Source organism: Nonomuraea spiralis (genome assembly GCF_014648435.1).
Taxonomy (GTDB): domain Bacteria; phylum Actinomycetota; class Actinomycetes; order Streptosporangiales; family Streptosporangiaceae; genus Nonomuraea; species Nonomuraea spiralis.
Genome location: NZ_BMRC01000025.1, coordinates 106,554 through 123,405, shown reverse-complemented (window position 1 = coordinate 123,405; position 16,852 = coordinate 106,554). Strand labels below are relative to the sequence as shown.

Annotated in this window: 10 protein-coding genes; 8 read left to right on the top strand and 2 right to left on the bottom strand. The window is 73.5% G+C overall.

Going from position 1 to position 16,852, the window contains the following annotated elements; translation table 11 throughout:
* Positions 1 to 104 precede the first annotated feature (104 nt).
* The 5 genes from lanL (at position 105) to IEZ27_RS41155 (ending at position 8,493) form a co-directional block, all read left to right on the top strand.
* Positions 105 to 2,831: a class IV lanthionine synthetase LanL gene (lanL, locus tag IEZ27_RS41175; protein ID WP_189652213.1), complete on the top strand. Its 2,727-nt coding sequence runs from the start codon at positions 105 to 107 to the stop codon at positions 2,829 to 2,831.
* Positions 2,828 to 4,600 (top strand): alpha/beta hydrolase family protein, encoded by a 1,773-nt coding sequence (locus tag IEZ27_RS41170; RefSeq protein WP_189652212.1) that lies wholly within the window; start codon positions 2,828 to 2,830, stop codon positions 4,598 to 4,600. The genes lanL and IEZ27_RS41170 overlap by 4 nt, the downstream gene beginning before the upstream one ends.
* Positions 4,601 to 4,690: 90 nt before the next feature.
* Positions 4,691 to 4,813, top strand: a complete 123-nt coding sequence (locus tag IEZ27_RS41165; RefSeq protein ID WP_189652211.1) for an ALQxL family class IV lanthipeptide — start codon at positions 4,691 to 4,693, stop codon at positions 4,811 to 4,813.
* Between the two features lie 162 nt (positions 4,814 to 4,975).
* The gene (locus IEZ27_RS41160; protein ID WP_189652210.1) at positions 4,976 to 6,733 is read left to right on the top strand and encodes an ABC transporter ATP-binding protein; all 1,758 of its coding nucleotides are present in this window, start codon (positions 4,976 to 4,978) and stop codon (positions 6,731 to 6,733) included.
* Positions 6,715 to 8,493, top strand: coding sequence for an ATP-binding cassette domain-containing protein (locus IEZ27_RS41155; protein WP_189652209.1), 1,779 nt, complete (start codon positions 6,715 to 6,717; stop codon positions 8,491 to 8,493). Before IEZ27_RS41160 ends, IEZ27_RS41155 begins: the two co-directional genes overlap by 19 nt.
* 40 nt (positions 8,494 to 8,533) lie before the next feature.
* Here IEZ27_RS41155 and IEZ27_RS41150 read toward each other — a convergent pair whose 3' ends face one another.
* Together IEZ27_RS41150 and IEZ27_RS41145 are read right to left on the bottom strand one after the other, a co-directional pair.
* A complete protein-coding gene (locus tag IEZ27_RS41150; protein ID WP_189652208.1) occupies positions 8,534 to 11,935 on the bottom strand; it encodes a BTAD domain-containing putative transcriptional regulator in 3,402 nt (1,133 codons plus the stop codon).
* 134 nt (positions 11,936 to 12,069) lie between these two features.
* Complete coding sequence (locus tag IEZ27_RS41145; RefSeq protein ID WP_189652207.1) at positions 12,070 to 13,356, bottom strand: vanadium-dependent haloperoxidase; 1,287 nt, start codon at positions 13,354 to 13,356, stop codon at positions 12,070 to 12,072.
* Positions 13,357 to 13,528: 172 nt separating this feature from the next.
* Between IEZ27_RS41145 and IEZ27_RS41140 the strand changes: the two genes are divergently transcribed.
* From IEZ27_RS41140 to murJ, 3 genes are read left to right on the top strand one after another with little or no spacing between them, the layout of a single operon-like run.
* Positions 13,529 to 14,050 carry a SigE family RNA polymerase sigma factor gene (locus IEZ27_RS41140; RefSeq protein WP_189652206.1) on the top strand — a complete coding sequence of 174 codons (522 nt, stop codon included), beginning with the start codon at positions 13,529 to 13,531 and terminating at the stop codon, positions 14,048 to 14,050.
* Positions 14,047 to 15,225: a TolB-like translocation protein gene (locus IEZ27_RS41135; protein WP_189652205.1), complete on the top strand. Its 1,179-nt coding sequence runs from the start codon at positions 14,047 to 14,049 to the stop codon at positions 15,223 to 15,225. Before IEZ27_RS41140 ends, IEZ27_RS41135 begins: the two co-directional genes overlap by 4 nt.
* Positions 15,226 to 15,277: 52 nt before the next feature.
* A complete protein-coding gene (murJ, locus tag IEZ27_RS41130) occupies positions 15,278 to 16,849 on the top strand; it encodes a murein biosynthesis integral membrane protein MurJ (RefSeq protein WP_189652204.1) in 1,572 nt (523 codons plus the stop codon).
* Positions 16,850 to 16,852: the final 3 nt, after the last annotated feature.

Here is a 16,852-nt window from a genome sequence, read left to right as displayed (position 1 = left end):
GAGCGCCTTAAGAGGCCATCAGTGAGCCATGAGCGCGCCCCTGTTCGCTGTTCACCGGCGGCCATCGGGAACGTCCTGAGTTCGATCAAGCGTGAGGTTGTGGCGTGAGTACGAGCACGACAGGCGTGGACGAGCGTGTGAGCGCGGATCTCCACGTACTGGAGGACCTGGTCAGGGCCGTTCTGCAGAGGTTCGCCGGGGACGGGTGGGACGTTCGCCACCGCGCACCGTGGACGTACGTGGCCCCGCAGGACGCCGGGGCGCGGGACCAGGGATGGAAGCTGCACGTCTCGGCGACGCCGCTGTCGGCTCCCGTCGTGCTGGCGCGGGCGGCGGAGGTGCTGGTGCGGCGTCGGTGCCCGTTCAAGTTCGCGGCCACGTTCGACGAGCTGACCGGTCTGTTGTCCAGGAACGTCCAGCGGGGGTCGGTCGGGAAGTTCATCACCGTCTATCCCCCGGACGACGAGGCGGCGACGGCGATCGCGGAGGACCTGCACCGGGCCACGTACGGCCTGCCGGGCCCGCCCGTCCTGTCCGACCGGGCCTACCGGCCGGGCAGCCTGGTGCACTACCGCTACGGCGTGTTCTCCGCGCGGAGCGTGCTCGACAACGACGGGCTCTACAGTTCGCCGCTGACCGCCCCCGACGGCACCGGCGTGGTGGACCGGCGCAACGCCTGGTACTCCCCGCCGGAATGGGCCGTCTGCCCGTTCGAGTCGGGTCAGGCCCCGGTACGGACCACCGCGCCGGAGGCCGTCGTGCTGGACGGCCGGTTCGTGGTGCGGCAGGCGATCCGGCACGGCGCCAAGGGCGGGGTGTTCCTGGCGGAGGACCGGCTGTCCGGCGCCCAGGTCGTGATCAAGCAGGCGCGTCCGCACATCAGCGCCACCCTCCAGGGCCAGGACGAACGTGACCGGCTCCGCCACGAGGCGTACATGCTGGATCTGCTCGGGCCGGTCGGTGTCACTAGTCGCAAGGTCAGCCTGTTCACGCAGGGGGACAACCTGTTCCTGGCGCAGGAGCACCTTGAGGGCACCGTACTGACCGACTGGGCGGGGGAGGCGAAGGCCGCCGACCCGGACGGGTGGCAGGACGCGGCGCTGACCGCGGTGCGCGCGCTGGCCGGCCTGGTCGGCGCCGTGCACGAGCGGGGCTTCGTGTTGCGGGACCTGACGCCGAACAACGTCATCGTCGGGCCGGACGGCTCCTGCCGGCTGGTCGACCTGGAGATGGCCGCCGTTCCCGGCACCCCGGTCACCAAGGCGTACACCGCCGGGTACGCGCCGCCCGAGCAGGTACGCGGGCCCATGTACGGTCCGGCCGCGGGGACCGAGGCGGACCTGTACGCCCTGGGCGCGACGGTGCTCCACCTGGCCACGGAGTGCCGGCCGCTGCTCGGCTCCGACGAACCGCCCGCGAGCCGCTCGTGGGACGCCCGGGTGCGGCGGCTGGTCGAGGTGGCGAGCGAGGGCGACGCCGTGGCCCTGGCGCTGCAGCCGATGATCCTCGGCCTGATGTACGAGGACCCGGCCCGACGCTGGGACCTTCCGCGCGTCGCCACCTTCCTCGACGACCTGGCCACCACGCCCCGGCCTCTGACGGATGGCGGTGTCGTGCGTCGCCTGGTCGTCGCGGACCAGGAGCGTCTGCTCGGTGACGGGATCGTGCACACGCTTCGGTCGATGGACCGCGACCCCGAGGCCCGGCGCCTGTGGCCCGTGTCCGGGTTCGGCGAGACCGCCGACCCCTGCGCCGTGCAGTACGGCTCGGCCGGTGTGCTCGCGCTGCTGGCGTCGGTCCTGGCCACCCGCGAGGACGGACGGGACGACGTCGAAGCCGCGCTGCGCGACGCCGCGGCCTGGACGCTCCGGCGGCTGGAGAGCGAGGCCAGGCCCTCGCCCGGTCTCTACTTCGGCCGGGCCGGCATCGCCTGGGGACTGTACGAGGCCGGCCGCGCCCTCGGCGACGACGTGCTGCTCAAGGCGGGCACCGACCTCGCGCTGAACCTGCCGAGGTCATGGCCGAACCCCGACGTCTGCCACGGCCTGGCCGGTACGGGCCTGGCCCTGCTGCACTTCTGGCGGGCCACGGGCGAGGAACGCTTCCGGGCGCGGGCGGAGCGGTGCGCCGACGCCCTCGTGGCGGGCGCAGAGCGTACTCCCGGCACCGTGTTGTGGCCCATCCCCGAACGTTTCCCGTCGGCACTGGCCGGCGCCGTCCACTACGGCTTCGCCCACGGCGTCGCGGGCATCGGGACCTTCCTGCTCTCCGCCGCCGCTCCGGGACACGACGAGTACCTGGAGACGGCCCTGCTCGCCGGGCACACGCTGCTGGCCGCCGCCCAGCAAGCGGGCGCGGCGGCCTGGTGGCCGGAGTTCCCCGGCGGCGCGGTCCGGATGGCGCACTGGTGCAGCGGCTCCTCCGGGGTCGGCACCTTCCTCGTCCGGCTCCACTCCGCCACCGGCGAGCCCGCGTTCCTGGAGGCCGCGAAGGCCGCCGCGGTCGCCGTCCGCTCCTCCCGGCTGTCCTCGGGGACCGCCGCCTGCCACGGCCTGGCCGGCGACGGGCAGTTCCTGCTGGACATGGCCGACCTGCTCGGCGACGGCGACTACCGCGCCCACGCCGCGGAACTGGCCGCCTGCCTGGAGGCGCGGGCGGTGTTGCGGGACGGGCTGCTGGTGGTGCCGGACGAGAACGGCGGCACGGTGAGCTTCGGCTGGAACACCGGTCTGGCGGGCGTACTGGACTTCCTGCTGCGGCTGCGTCACGGCGGCCCCCGTACCTGGACGGCCGACGTCCCGGCGCGTGTGCCCGCATCGGCGGCGTCATGAGCGCGGTGACGGGCACGGTGGCCGGGACGATGCTCCGGCTGAGCTTCCGGTTCTCCGGCCTGGGACGGTACGCCGTGTGTCTCACCGCCGAGGGCCGCCGCCCCCTGGCTCCGGAGTTGTGGGACCTGACCGGCGCGCGTCCCCGCTCCCGCGTCCTGCGTCTCTGGGACGGCGAGAGTCCGGCGAGCACCGCGGTCCCGACGGACGACGGCGCCATCCTGCTGAGCCGGGCCGGAACCGGAGGGACGCACCGGCTGCTCCTGGTCGTCCCGGACCCGGCGGGCGGCGCGGGTTCGTCGGTCCACGACCTGGCCGCCGTTCCGGGCGGCGGGCTCAGGCTGGTGGCGGGCCGGGGCGCGGGAACCGCCGCACTCGCCTTCCGTACGACCCAGGCGGGCGGTACGGCCGTGTGGCGGCTGTCCGGCCGGGCCGAGCCGCCCGAGCTCGTGGCCGACGTGCCGGGCCCGCTGGCCGGGGGCGTCTGGCTGGACGCGTCCGGACGCCTGCTGGCGGTGGCCGTACCGTCCGGCCCCCGGACGCGCACGGTCGTGCTGGACCTGTCCGACGGCACCGTGACCCCGCTCCCCGGCCTGGAACGGCGCGAGCACCTGCTGCTCGCCGCCCCCGAAGGAGGCGTCCTGCTGACCGCTCGCGAGACCCGGGGCGGCCACCGCCTGGGGATCCGCGGACGCGACGCGGACGCGCCCACCGCCTTCCCCGAGGAGCTGAACGCCGTCGAGGGCGCCGTCACGCCGCTCGCCGTCGACCCGGCCGGACGCCGCCTGGCGTTGGCGGTCACCAGCGGGGTGCGCTCCCACGCCCTGCTGTACGACCTGGCGGAGGGCGGCATGCAGGAGGCGGGGCCGGCGACCGGCACGATCCTGCCGATGGCCGCCTGGAACGCGGGCACGCTGCGGCTGGTCCATTCCGCCCCCGGCCTGCCGCCCCACGTGGTGACGGTCCCCGGACCGGACGGCGGCGGGACCGGGCGGGCGCACGCCGGAGCACGCCGCTTCGACGGCCCGGCCGGACCCGTCGAGGCCGTCGTCTACGGCGACCCCGCCGCCGCCGTACGTGTGGTGGTGGCTCTGCACGGAGGCCCCGAGTCGGCCTGGCGGCTCGCCTACGACCCCCTGTTCCAGCGGCTGGCCGACGAAGGCGTCGCCGTGGTCGCTCCCAACCAGCGCGGCAGCACCGGGTACGGGCCCGTCCACCGCGACGCGATCCGCGGCGCCTGGGGCGGACCGGATCTGGCCGACGTCCTCCACCTCGGACGCACCCTGACGAACTCCCGCCGACCGGACGCCACCCCGCCCATGTTGTACGGCGTGAGCTACGGCGCACACCTCGCGCTGCTCGCCTCCGCCGCGGAACCGGGCCTGTGGTCCCGCGCCGCCGTCGTCGCGCCGTTCCTGTCCGGGCGGGAGCTCTACGCCGACGGGCCCCCGCTGGTGCGCAACATGCTCGACCGGCTCGGCGGCCGCGCGGAGATCGAGGACGACGACCTCGGGCCGCGCGACCTGATCCGGCTGGCCGACCGGCTGCGCGGCCCGCTGCTGGTCGTCCACGGAGAACGGGACGCGACCATCCCCGTCGGCCACTCCCGGCGGCTGCGCGACCGGCTGGCACGGGCCGGTCCCGGCGGGGCCGAGCTCACGTACGTCGAGGTGCCCGGCGCGGGGCACGACCCGCTGACCGGACCGGACGGCCACCTCGTACTCGACCGCCTGGTCGCCTTCCTCCAGTGCCGCTCCCCGCGGCACCCATGATCCCGCCGGCCGGCGCCCTCACCCGGTGCCGGACCGGTGGCACGAGAAGGCCCGCGCCCGCGGGCCCCCACCGAGAAAAAGGAGAAACCGATGGAACTCGACATCACCGCGCTGGACATGCTCCCCGCCCGCGAGGAGTCCGGCCTGGCCGCCTGCCAGGTCTCCAGCTTCACCTGCGAGAACGAGGGCAACAGCTGCTACGTCACCAGGTGACCTCCCGGTTCCTGACCTTCCGTTAGGACCCGTCACGGCGGTGCCGGCCCCCCGGGGCCGGCACCGCGCCGACACACCGGCGGCGACGCCGTACGACCCACATCATCGAGCCGTCCCCGACGGCTGCCGGAGAACGCTCCCGATGGAGTGAAGGGACATCTCATGAACGCCGGACACAGGCACGGCGACCGGCTCATCGCCTGGACGGCCCGGGCCACGTGGGCGCCGCTGGCGGGGACGGCCGCCGCCGCGGCGGCCTCGATCGCCGTCTCCCTCGCCCTGCCCTCGGCGGTGGGCACGGCGGTGAACGCGGTCCTCACCGGCACGGGTTCCACGGCCGCGTACGCCGAGCTCGCGGTCCTGCTCCTGGCCGCCGCGCTCGCCGACATCGCCTCGGGCATCGCGGGGATCACGTCCGTCGCCTCCGCCACCAGGCTGCTGCGCCTGCGCGCGATCGACCGCGTGCTCCGGACCGACGCGGCAGGAGCGGGCACGTTCCCCGCCGGAGAGCTCGTCAACCGGCTCGTGGGCAACACGGCGACCACCGGCTACGTCCCCGCGACGCTGGTGCAGATCGTGTCCGGGCTCGTCCTGTCGGCCGGCGGCGTGGTCGCGCTGTTCACGATCGACTGGCGGGTGGGCGTCGCCTTCCTGAGCGGCGTCCCCGTCGCGCTCGTCGTCATGCGCGGGTTCGTCGCCCAGGTCTCCGGCCTGTACGGCGACTACCAGCGGGCCCAGGGCCGGCTGGCCACACGCCTCACCGAGACCCTCGCCGGCATCCGGACGGTCCGCGCCGCGGGCACCGCCGACCGGGAGATCGCCCGTGTGCTGCGGCCGCTGCCCGAGCTGAGCGCCGCGGGGCACGCCCTGTGGCGGGCGCAGGCGCGGAGCGTATGGCGGATCACCCTGATCCTGCCGCTCGTCGAGGTCGTCGTGCTGGCCGTGGCGGGGCTCGGCGTCGCGCAGGGCCGGCTGCCGGCGGGCGCGCTCCTCGCCACGGCCGGTTACACCGCCCTGGGCCTGGTGTTCGTCGAACAGATCGACCCGCTGCTCGGCATGGCCTTCGGCCGCTCGGCGGCGGTCCGCGTGCACGACGTTCTCGCCCTGCCCGTCCTGGCCGCCGGGGCGCGGCCCCTTCCACCCGGACCGGGGACACTCTCGTTCCGGGGCGTGACGGTGACGCGCGGGCGGACCCCGCTCCTCGACGGCATCGACCTGGAGATACCCGCCGGGGCCATGACCGCCGTCGTCGGCGGCTCCGGCGCGGGCAAGACGACGCTCGCGCTGCTGGCCGGCCGGTTGACCGACCCCGACGACGGCCAGGTGCTCCTCGACGGTGTCCCCCTCCGCGACGTCGATCCCGGGCAGCTGCGCGGCGCCGTCGCGTACGCGTTCGAACGCCCGGTGTTGCTCGGCGGCGACATCGCCGGGGCGATCTCCTACGGCGCTCCGGCCGTCGCCCCCGAGGCGGTGCGCGCCGCCGCGAAGGCCGCGGCCGTGGACGACGTGATCCGCCGCCTGCCCCTCGGGTACGCCACCCCCGCGGCGGACGCGCCGCTGTCCGGCGGCGAGGTGCAGCGGCTCGGACTGGCACGGGCGTTCCTCCGGCAGGCCCGGCTGACCGTCCTCGACGACGCCACCTCCAGCCTGGACACGGCGACCGAGGCCCGGGTGAGCCACGCCCTGGCCGAGGGCATGCGCGGGCGCACCCGGCTGGTCATCGCGCACCGCCCGGCCACGGCCGCCCTGGCCGACCTGGTCATCTGGCTCGACGCCGGCCGGGTACGCGGCCGCGGCACCCATCAGGAGCTCTGGCGGGACCCGGCGTACCGCGCCCTGTTCGCCTCCGCCGAGCACGACGGCCCGGCCGCCGACACCCCGGAACAGGACGAGGAGGACACATGGACGTCCGCACGGTGACCGGCGCCACCCCGGACCGGCAGTACGCCGACCGGCCCTGGCGGTTCCTGGCGGACCTGTTGCGCGCCCGGCGGCGCCCGCTCCTGCTCGCCCTGGCATGGTCGCTCGTCGAGGCGGCGCCCGCGCTGCTCACCGGGCTGCTCGTCGCCACGGCGGTGGACCGCGGATTCCTGGCCGGCCGTCCGGGCGTCGGCATGGCCTGGCTGGGCCTGCTCGGCGCCACGATGGTCGTCAGGTCGCTCGCGACCCGGCTGATGTTCCCGTATCTCGCCGCGGTGATCGAGCCCATGCGGGACGAACTGGTCCGGGCCGTGGCCGGGGCGACCGTCCGCCGCGCGGCCGAGGGTGGTGAGGCGCCGGACGCCGCCGCCCTCAGCCGCCTCACCGGGCAGGTCGAGACCATGCGCAAGCTGGTGTCCACGATGTTGCGTACCAGCCGTGAACTCGGGGTGTCGGTGATCGCCGCACTGGTGGGGCTGCTCGTGTTGTCACCGGTGGCCGCCGCCGTCGCCCTCGGGCCGCTCGTGCTGGCGCTGGCCGCGTTCGCCAGGCTGATGCCGACGCTGACGGCCCGGCAGCGCGCGCTCGTGCTCGCCGAGGAGGCGCTGACCGCGCAGGCCACGCCCATCGTGGCGGGGCTGCGCGACATCGCCGCCTGCGGGGCGCGGGCCCAGGCCGCGGACACGTTGCGGGACCTCGTGTCCGCGCAGGCCGCGGCGGCCCGCGCGCTCGCCCGGGCGGGCACGGGACGGCGGATCGCCGTCCTGCTCGGCGCGCACGCGCCGCTGGTGGGCCTGCTCCTGCTGTCCCGTCCGCTGATCGAGGGGGGCCAGTTGACCGGGGGAGAGGTGGTGGGGGCGGTGACGTACCTGTTCACCGGCCTGGAACCGGCGCTGCGCACGATCCTCGACACCCTCGGAGGGTGGGGGGTCGGGCTCGCGGCCGGCACCCGGAGGATCGCCGAGACCGTCTCCGTCCCGGTTCCCGCGCACGCCGCCGCACCGGCCGCCGCCGCCGCACCGGTCGGTCATGAGCTGCGGGCCGAACGCCTGACGTTCGCCTATTCCGCGCGGGCCACGCCGGTCGTGCGGGACCTGGACCTGACGATCGGCGAAGGCGGGCATCTCGCGGTGGTCGGGCCCAGCGGCGTCGGCAAGTCCACACTGGTCCTGCTGATGACGGGGTTGCTCCCGCCCACCGGCGGCCGGGTGCGGCTCGGCGGACAACCCCTGGCCTCGATCCCCGGCGCCTGGGTACGGAACCGGATCGCGCTGGTGCCGCAGGAGGCGTACGTCTTCGCCGGGACGGTACGGGAGAACGTGGCGTACCTGTGGCCGCTCGGCGAGAGCCCGGACGACGAACGCCTGCGTGCGTCCGTGGCCGCCGTCGGCGCCGGACCGCTCGTCGAGCGGCTGGGCGGCCTGGACGGGGAGATCGACGAGCCGTCCGCGTTGTCGGCCGGGGAACGGCAGCTCGTCGCCCTGGCCCGCGTCCACGCCTCGCCCGCCGACGTGCTGATCCTGGACGAGGCGGGCTGCCATCTCGATCCGGCCGCCGAGCGACGCGCGGAGCTGGCGTTGGCGGCCCGGCCCGGCACCCTGGTGGTGATCGCGCACCGCATCAGCTCGGCCGCCAGAGCGCGCCAGGTCCTCCTGATGGACGGAACAACGGTGCTGACCGGCACCCACCGTGAGCTGATCGACCGGTCACCCCTGTACGCCGACCTGGTCGGCCGCTGGCACGCCGACGGAACACGCTGACGGGACACGCCGACGGAACACGCTGACGGGCCCCGGCCCGTCAGGCCCCCGCCCCCGCCCCGGCGGCGTCGAGCGCCGACTCCAGCACGGCCAGGAAGTGATCGACCGGTCCTATGCAGGCCACCGCCGACCCCCCGGAGATCCGCCCCGCGTACGGCAGAAGCTTCTCGTACGTCGTCCAGCAGGCCGCCACGTCGCCGGCGGCGGCCTGGGCCGCGCCCTGGAGGCAGGTCATGGTCAGCCACGACCAGTCCATCGGCGGAGCGGGCCACCCCTGCCCGGCCAGGGCCACGGCCTGGCTCCCGCGCCCCTGGGCGCACAGCTCCAGCACCCGGGCGTCGTGTTCGACGGTGGGGTGGATGCCGGTGATCAGGTCGATGAGCGGGCCGGCCTCGGCCATGGCGCCGCGCTGGTAGTACAGCATGAGACGGCCGTTCACGGCGACGGCGCCCGCGTACCACATGCCGATCCGCTTGGCCTGCCGTTCGGCTTCGCCGTACAGTGTGTCGGCCTCGGCGAACCGGCCGGCCAGGGTGAGCCGGTTGGCCCGCCACATGGTGTGCTGGAAGCGCGGCCACGGCAGTTGCAGGTCGTCGAGCAGCGCCTCGCAGCGGGCGGCCGCCCGGTCGGCGCCCGCCAGGTCGTGCATCTCCAGCCGGTAGTGGGTGTCCATCATGTGGGCGAGCAGTTCGAAGCCCGGCGTCCGGGTCCGCGCGGCGAGGTCGTGCAGCTCCTCGGCGATCTCCATGAGCTCGGCGATGTGGGTCGCCTGCGGCACGGACAACGCGCGCGCGTTCAGCGCCCGCATGAGCAGGTGCGGGTCCGCGATCCTGCGGGCCATCGCGACGGCCTCGGCCGACAGGGACAGACAGCGGAGGTCGTCGTCGCTGCCGTTGTACAGCTCCTGCGCCAGGCCGCCGAGCAGCAGCGTGCGCTCGACGCTGTCGGTCCCGGGCAGCGCGCGCAGCGTGGCCTCGAACTGCTCGACCAGCCGCAGTTCCACCGGTTCGTACGGGTTGCGCAGCGTCCAGATGGCGGGCGCGTCCAGCGCGGTGAGCGCGCGGGTGATCAGGGCGGGGTCCGCTTCGGCGCGCTGGGCGACACGCAGGGCCTGGGCACGCAGCCCGCGCGCGCCCATCGCGTCACCGGCGTCCAGCAGGGCGCGCACCTGGTGCAGCAGGAGTTCCACGTGCTGCGCGGGGTCGCCGTCGCAGGCGCCGTGGGCGGTGACGGCCCGTCCCCACCAGGCGGCCGCCTCCTCGTGCGCCATGCGCAGGCTCGCCTGCCCGGCCGCCGCGCGGGCCCAGTGCGCCGTCTCCCGGTACGCCAGCGGCCCCGCCTCCACGGCGTGGTGGGCGATGACGGTCACGTCGGTGCTCGGCCTGGCCGACAGGGCCCTCATCACCCCCCGGTGGAGCACGCCCCTGCGCAGCGGCGGGACGCCGGCGATCAGCGTCTCCCTGACCAGGTCGTGGACGAAGGTCATGACCCCGTCCCCGCTGGTGATCAGCCCGGCCTGGGCGGCCCAGTCGAGCAGCTCGTAGGTCTGCGCCGGCCACGACGAGCAGGCCCGGAACACCTCGACGACCAGGCCGGGATCGAAGCTCCGGCCGATCAGGGCGGCCAGCTGGAGTATCTCCGTCGCCCGCGGCCCGAGCATGGCCAGCCGCCAGCGGATCAGATCGGACACCGCGTCGGGCACGACCTCCAGGCCCTGCCCCTGCGCCATCAGCCGGACGCTCTCGCGCACGAAGAACGGGTTGCCGCCGGTACGCCGGGTCAGCAGCTCGGCCGTGGAGCCGTCCACCGGGACGCCCATCTCCCGGGCGAGCGTACCGACCTGCGCGGCGTCGAGACCGCTCAGCCGGATGCGTACGAGGTCGTAACGGGCGAGCTGGTACAGCACCTCGTCCACCGAGAGCTTGAAGGCGTCGCCGGGGGAGGCACCGGGAGTGACCGTCCTGTCGTCGTGCGCCGCGTCGCGGAAGGCGGTGACCAGCAGCAGCGGGGCGTCGCCGGCGTACGCCTCGGACAACACGGCGACGTCCCTGAGCAGTTCGAGCGTGGCGGAGTCCGCCCAGTGCAGGTCGTCCAGGACGATCACCAGGGGACGGGTCCGCGCGGCCTCGACGAGCCATCGGGCGACGGCCTGGTTCCGGTGGGGCGACTTCGCCGGGGGCGGGCCGGTGGGCCAGTCGTCGTCCAGCAGCCCGCTCAGCGCCTGGCGCTCGGCCGGCGGCACGGTCCCGGCCAGCGCGCGCAACACCTGAAGCCACGGCCACAGCGGCGGCACCCCTTCCCCCTCGTGGCAGCGGCCCCACAACACCAGATGTCCCAGATCCACGCAGTCGTCGCGGAACGCCTGCAACAACCGGGTCTTGCCGATGCCGGGCTCACCGCTGACCGCGGCGACCACGACGCCGTTGTGGTTCATCGAGCCGGGCAGCGCCTTCAACTCCGCCAGCCCCCGCTCGCGGCCGATCAGCCGCCCCCGCACCCCGCGCCGGGCGTGCACGGCCTCCGGGGACACGACCTCACCGGCCCCGGCGCCCTCGGCGGCCTGCTCACCGCCGCGCGCCCCCGCCGGTACGGCCTCGGGACGGACGAGCGACAGCCGCACGGGACCGCGTTCGGGCGCAGGGGTGATCGACTGTGCCTGCCGGAGGATGTCCTTCTCCAGTTCCCGCAGCTCGGGCCCGGGATCGAGGCCGAGCTGGTCGGCGATGACCTGCCGCGCCCTGCGTAACGTGGCCAGCGCGTCGGCCTGTCGCCCCGACCGGTAGAGGGCCAGGGTGAGCAACCACCACAGCCGCTCCCGCAGCGGGTGCGCCGCCGTCTCGGGCTCCAGGTCGTGGATCACCGGCTGCGGGCGGCCGACGTCCAGCAGCGCCTGGGCGCGGGACTCGATCGCGTTCAGGCGCAGCTCGCCCAGGCGGTTGACCTCGGCGGCGGCCCACAGCTCGTCGGCGAACTCGCCGTAGGGGACACCGCGCCACAGCCGCAGCGCCTCCTCCAGCAGGGGAAGCGCCTCCGCGGGCGGACGCAGCTCGGCCTCCGTGATCAGGTCGCCGAAGCGCAGCGCGTCGACGTCCGTGGTGGCGAGGAGATAGCCGGGCCTGCGTGCCGTCAGCAGCCGGGGCGGCGTACGCGGCGCGCGTGAGGGCTCCAGCACCCGGCGCAGGTTCGACACGTAGACGTGGATCGAGCCCACCGCGGTCATCGGCGGCCTGCCCTGGTACAGGTCCTCGATCAGGGTGTCGGTGGAGACGACCGTCCCGGCCGCGGCCACCAGCCGGGCGAGGAGGGCACGCTGCCGCGGCCCCCCGAGCGTGACGGGACCGCGCGCGCCGACGATCTCGAACGGACCGAGAACCCGGAACCGGACCCCCTCTCCACAGCCGCCCGCGGTCTTCCCGTCCGAGCCCTCTGCGCCGTTCCCCATAGGCAGTCTCCTCGTGAAGAGAGGTACGCGAGATCCGCTCCATCGTGGCCGGTGCTTCGCTCGGTCTCGTCACTCGTGAGGCTGATGAGGAATCAGCCGGAAGCGGGACGCGTCAGTCGCCTGAAGGTCCGGCTCTACCGCCTCGGCCGGAAGTAGTGCCTGACCATGTACGCGGTGACCTGGGCGCCGATCTTGGCGCCTTGCACGTCCGCCGTGCGGGTGTGGATGCCGCCCCACACGCGGGCCTCGATGACCTCTGCCAGGGCCTGGGAGAAGCCGCGGAAGGTCCTGGTGGTGCCCGAATCGGCGCTGTAGCCGCTGAAGGGGATGTCGTCCCTGCCGAAGAAGTGGGTCAGCGCCGACATGCTGGCCGCCGTGAAGCACGTGTGCCCGGAGGTGTAGTCGGGGTGCGGCGGGGTGACGAGCAGCGGCGTCCAGTCCGGGTCGGCCACGGTGGCGGGGTTGCCGTCGGTGTCGGCCAGGCGGATCGCGGTGATCGGCCGCCAGAAGGTCCACGCCGCCTTCTCGTTGTAGCAGGCGGTCGTGGCGTCGGCCTCGGCCAGGTCGACCATGGCGAACATCCGGGCCGCCTGGAGGGGGTTCAGCCGCCGCGTCGTGGCGAGCTGGCGTTTGATCTCCCATTCGGCCAGGTGCCGGTCGTGCCACCAGATCGCGGCCTGCGTCTGGTCCTGCGTCCTGACCGTGCTGTTCGCCGCGCCGATCCGCTTGAGCTCGTCGAAGTCCTTGGTGTAGCGGGAGCTGGTGAGCGCGGGCGGGCCCGAGGTGCGGAACATGGACGCGCTCGGGATGAGGAACGGCTTGAGGTCGCCGACCCAGGCCCCGTCCGAGGCGGACGTGGGCGGCGTCGGCCGCCACTGGCCGGGCTGGGTGCCGACGGGCCAGGTCTGGTCGCCGAACGCCCCGTCGTTCTTCCTGGCGGCGATCATCGCGGCCGCCGCCTGCTCGCCCACGGCGATGCCGCGTCGTTTCGCGGCGCCGTCGGCGATGGTGGCCAGGTATTCGTCGTACTGGGTCGTCAATCGGGTCTGCTGGGCCGGAAAGAGTTCATTCAGCACGCGGAAGGCCGCGGTGGCGACGGCGGCCTCCGTCGATTCCCCGCCGCGGGCCCGGGGCGCGACCAGGTACGGCTGATAGGGGGTGCCGGCGATCGCGTTCACCGCGTCGTAGACGGCTCCGTGCACCATGGCGAAGCTGCGGGCCTGGACCTGCGGTTGCTGGCCGGCGACGTCCCAGATGGCGGTTTGGGCGTTGCGGTCCCAGACGATGACGGCGTTCTCGGGGGGTTGTGAGTTCGCGTACGCGGTTGATGAGCCCGGTCCCGCCGGGATGACGGCGGCGATGAGGAGGACGGCCAGCCATCGTGCGACGACCGGCCTGCGCCTACCACGTGATTGAGGCATTGGAGCAAATTACCTTGTCCCCCCATGGCCGTTAAGTGGCTTAATGGGCGAAAACTCGATAACGGCACAGCCGAAAAGCGAACCAGCCGCGGTTCGACTCTGCGGCGACTTTCCTGAGCTGATCGAACCTTCCGCGCCTCCACGGAGTCGGTACCGGGCGAGAGGAGTTGTCTTGGATCGCAATGACAGCTTCCGTGAGTTCGTCGCCGCGCACCAGCAATCGCTGATGCGCACCGCGTACCTGCTCACGGGAGACGCCCACCAGGCCGAGGACCTGCTGCAGAGCGTCCTGCTGAAGGTGCTGCGGCGCTGGTCCCGGTTATCGGACGTCGAACGCCCCGACGCGTACGCGCGCAGGGCGCTGGTGAACCAGCAAATCTCGTGGCGCCGGCGCCGGGTCAGGGCGGAGTTCCCGACAGCCGAACCGCCCGACCGGCCGTACTCGAGCGAGGACTCCACCCTCGTACGGCTCGTCATGCGCCGCGCCCTCATGGGGCTGCCGCCTCGGCAGCGGGCGGTGATCGTGCTGCGTTACTACGAGGACCGGACAGAACGGGAGACCGCCGAACTGATGAACTGCTCGATCGGAACAGTGAAGAGCCAGACCCATTACGCTCTGGCCCGGCTGCGCGAGCTGGCTCCCGGCCTCGCGCCGAGGCTCGCGGTCTCGGAGACCGAGGAGACGTACCGATGACCTGGTTGCGCGACGTCCTCGTCGATCTGGCCGCCGAGTCACCACAGGTGGATCTGGCCGAACGTACGATCGCCACGCGCGAGCACCGGCGGCGTACCGCGGTCTCGCTCCTCGCGGCCGCCATGGTCGTGGTCACCGCGCTCGGCGGAACGCTCGCCGTACGGCTGATGCCCCAGGCGCCCGCTCCGGCCACCTCGGGCAAGGACGACCTGCCCGCGCGCGGGGTCGGGCCGCTGAGCCACGCGTACAAGACCTACTGCGGGCCGGGCGGTGGGAAGGGTTCGTCACGCTGCCAGGAGGGGGAGTGGCGCGTGGTCACCCGCGGCGGCAAGACCTACCGCGTGCCGGAGGCGCTGCCGAGCCGCACCATGCAGGACAGCCCGCTGGCGATCAGCCGGGACGGCCGCAGGATCGCGTACTACGCCGCGAAGGAAGGCACCTTCCAGGTCCGCGACCTGGATTCGGGCACGAAGACCACGGCGTCGATGGAGCTGCCCCCGAAGACCTGGTTGTACAGCATCACGCGGCTGATGTTGTCGGACGACGGGCGGTACCTGGCCTTCAGCAAGGTCCCCGAGTTCAAACAGCCCGCGCTGCTCTTCGACATGAAGGACAGGGTCGTCCGCGAACTTCCGGCCCGCTACGTCCCCATCGGCCTGTCACCTGACGGAGCCACCATCACCCTCGCGGAGTACTCGCCCAACTCCCAGCTGCGAACGATCTCCGACCTGTGGCCGTCCACCTCGCAGGGCGACTCCACGGCGGTCATCCTGCCGCAGCACTATGTCTTCAGCCCCCTGGCCCCCGACGGCAGGACCGTGGCGGCTGTCGAGGATCTCAGCACCATGGAGAAACCCTGCAAGACGGGGGCCTTCGTCCTGCTGGACCCGCTGACCGGCAAGAAGCGGAAGACCCTCCCCATCCGTGGCCTGTCGCCCGGCGTCAGCCAGATCTACCTGCGCACGTGGCGCAGCGCCGACGAGGTCACGGCCCTGACGACGTCCGTCCGCTGCAGACCGTCCTCGGCGGCGCCGGACGACGCGGTCGCGCCGCCGTACGAGACCTTCACGGCCTACGCGCTGAACATCAGGACCGGCGAGGCCAGGAAACTCACCACGTACAGGGCGCATGACATCTTCGGCATCGCCATGCCCGGCGCTCCCGGGGCGATATGACCGCGACCTCCCGCTTCACGGCTACCCTGTTGATCAGCGAAGAAGGAGAGGCATGACGGACCAGCCGAGCTCCGCACGGACCGGCCGGACGATGGTGATCGCCACACTTGTGTCACGGATCACCGGGTTCGTCCGTACGCTGGCGCTGGTCGCCGCTCTCGGCCTGGGAACGCGACTGCTCGACGCGTACACCGCCGCCAACGTCCTCCCCAACAGCATCTACGAGCTGGTGATGGGCGGCGCGGCGGCGAGTGTGCTGGTCCCACTGCTGGTCCGGGTCACCGCTGACGACGGCGTCGACGAGGACCTGTTCACCCAGCGGTTGCTGTCCCTGGTGTTCTACGGGCTGTCGGCGGTCGTCATCGTGACGATCAGCGCCGCCCCGCTCATCGTGGACCTGACCGTCCCCGGGTTCGGCTCCGCCCAGCGGGCGCTGGTCGTCGACTTCACCCGGATCTTCCTGCCCCAGATCCTCTTCTACGGCCTCAGCGCGACCCTCGCCGCGATCCTGAACGTCCGTGGCCGGTTCGCCACCCCCATGTGGGCCCCGGTGGCCAACAACGTGGTGGTCACCGCCACCGCCGCGATGTTCCTGCTGGTCGGCGGGACCGGCCACCTGGAAACCCTCCCCCAGGGCCAGATGCTGCTGCTGTCGATCGGCACCAGCGCCGGGGTCGGCGCCCAGATGGTCGTCCTGGCGGTCGTCACCCGCCGGGCGGGCCTCCCGCTGCGGCTGCGCGCCGACCCGCGAGGCATCGCGGTACGCCGGATCATGGCGATGGCCGGATGGACGCTCGTGTCGGTGACCGCCGCACAGGTCGTGCTGATCGTCGTCAACCGTCTCGTGTCGCAGGCCGGGCCGGGGGCGGTGGGTGTCTTCTCCAACGCGTACACCTTGTTCCAGCTCCCGTACGCGGTCATCGCGGTGACCGTGATCACCGGCATGCTGCCCCGCATGAGCCGGGCGGCAAGCCGGCGGGACCTGTCCCAGGTGACCGCCGACCTGTCCCACGGCCTGCGGCTGGCCGGCGTGGTCCTGGTTCCCGTGGCCGCCGCGCTCGTGCTGCTGGGGCCGCATCTGGCCGTGCTGCTGTTCGCGCACGGGAACGCCTCTCCCGCCGCGGCCCACCTCACCGGCGTCGTGCTGGCCGCGTACGGACCGGCGCTGGTGCCGTTCGCCGGCTACCAGATCATGCTGCGCGCCTACTACGCCCTCGGCGACACGCGCACGCCCGCGCTGATCAGCGTGGTGGTCTCCGCCGCTCTCCTCGTCCTCAGCCTGGTCGCGGCGCGCCTGGTCCCGGGCAGGGACATGGTCGTCGCCCTCGCCGCATGCACGGCCCTCGCGTACGCCCTGGGCTTCGTGATCGTCGCACAGTTGCTACGCCGCCGGATCGGCCGCATCGACGGCCACCGCCTGCTCAGCTCGTACGGGCGCATGTCGGTGGCCACGGTCCTCGCCGCGGGGCTCGGCCTGGCTGTGGGCGTGGGGCTGGGCGGTTCGTTCGCCGTCGTCTGCGCCGCGACCGCCGTCGGCGCCAGTCTTTACGTACTGATCGCCCGCCTTCTTCGTGTCAGCGAGTTCACCATCCTCACGGCGGGGCTGCGCGTCCCACGTATCTGATCG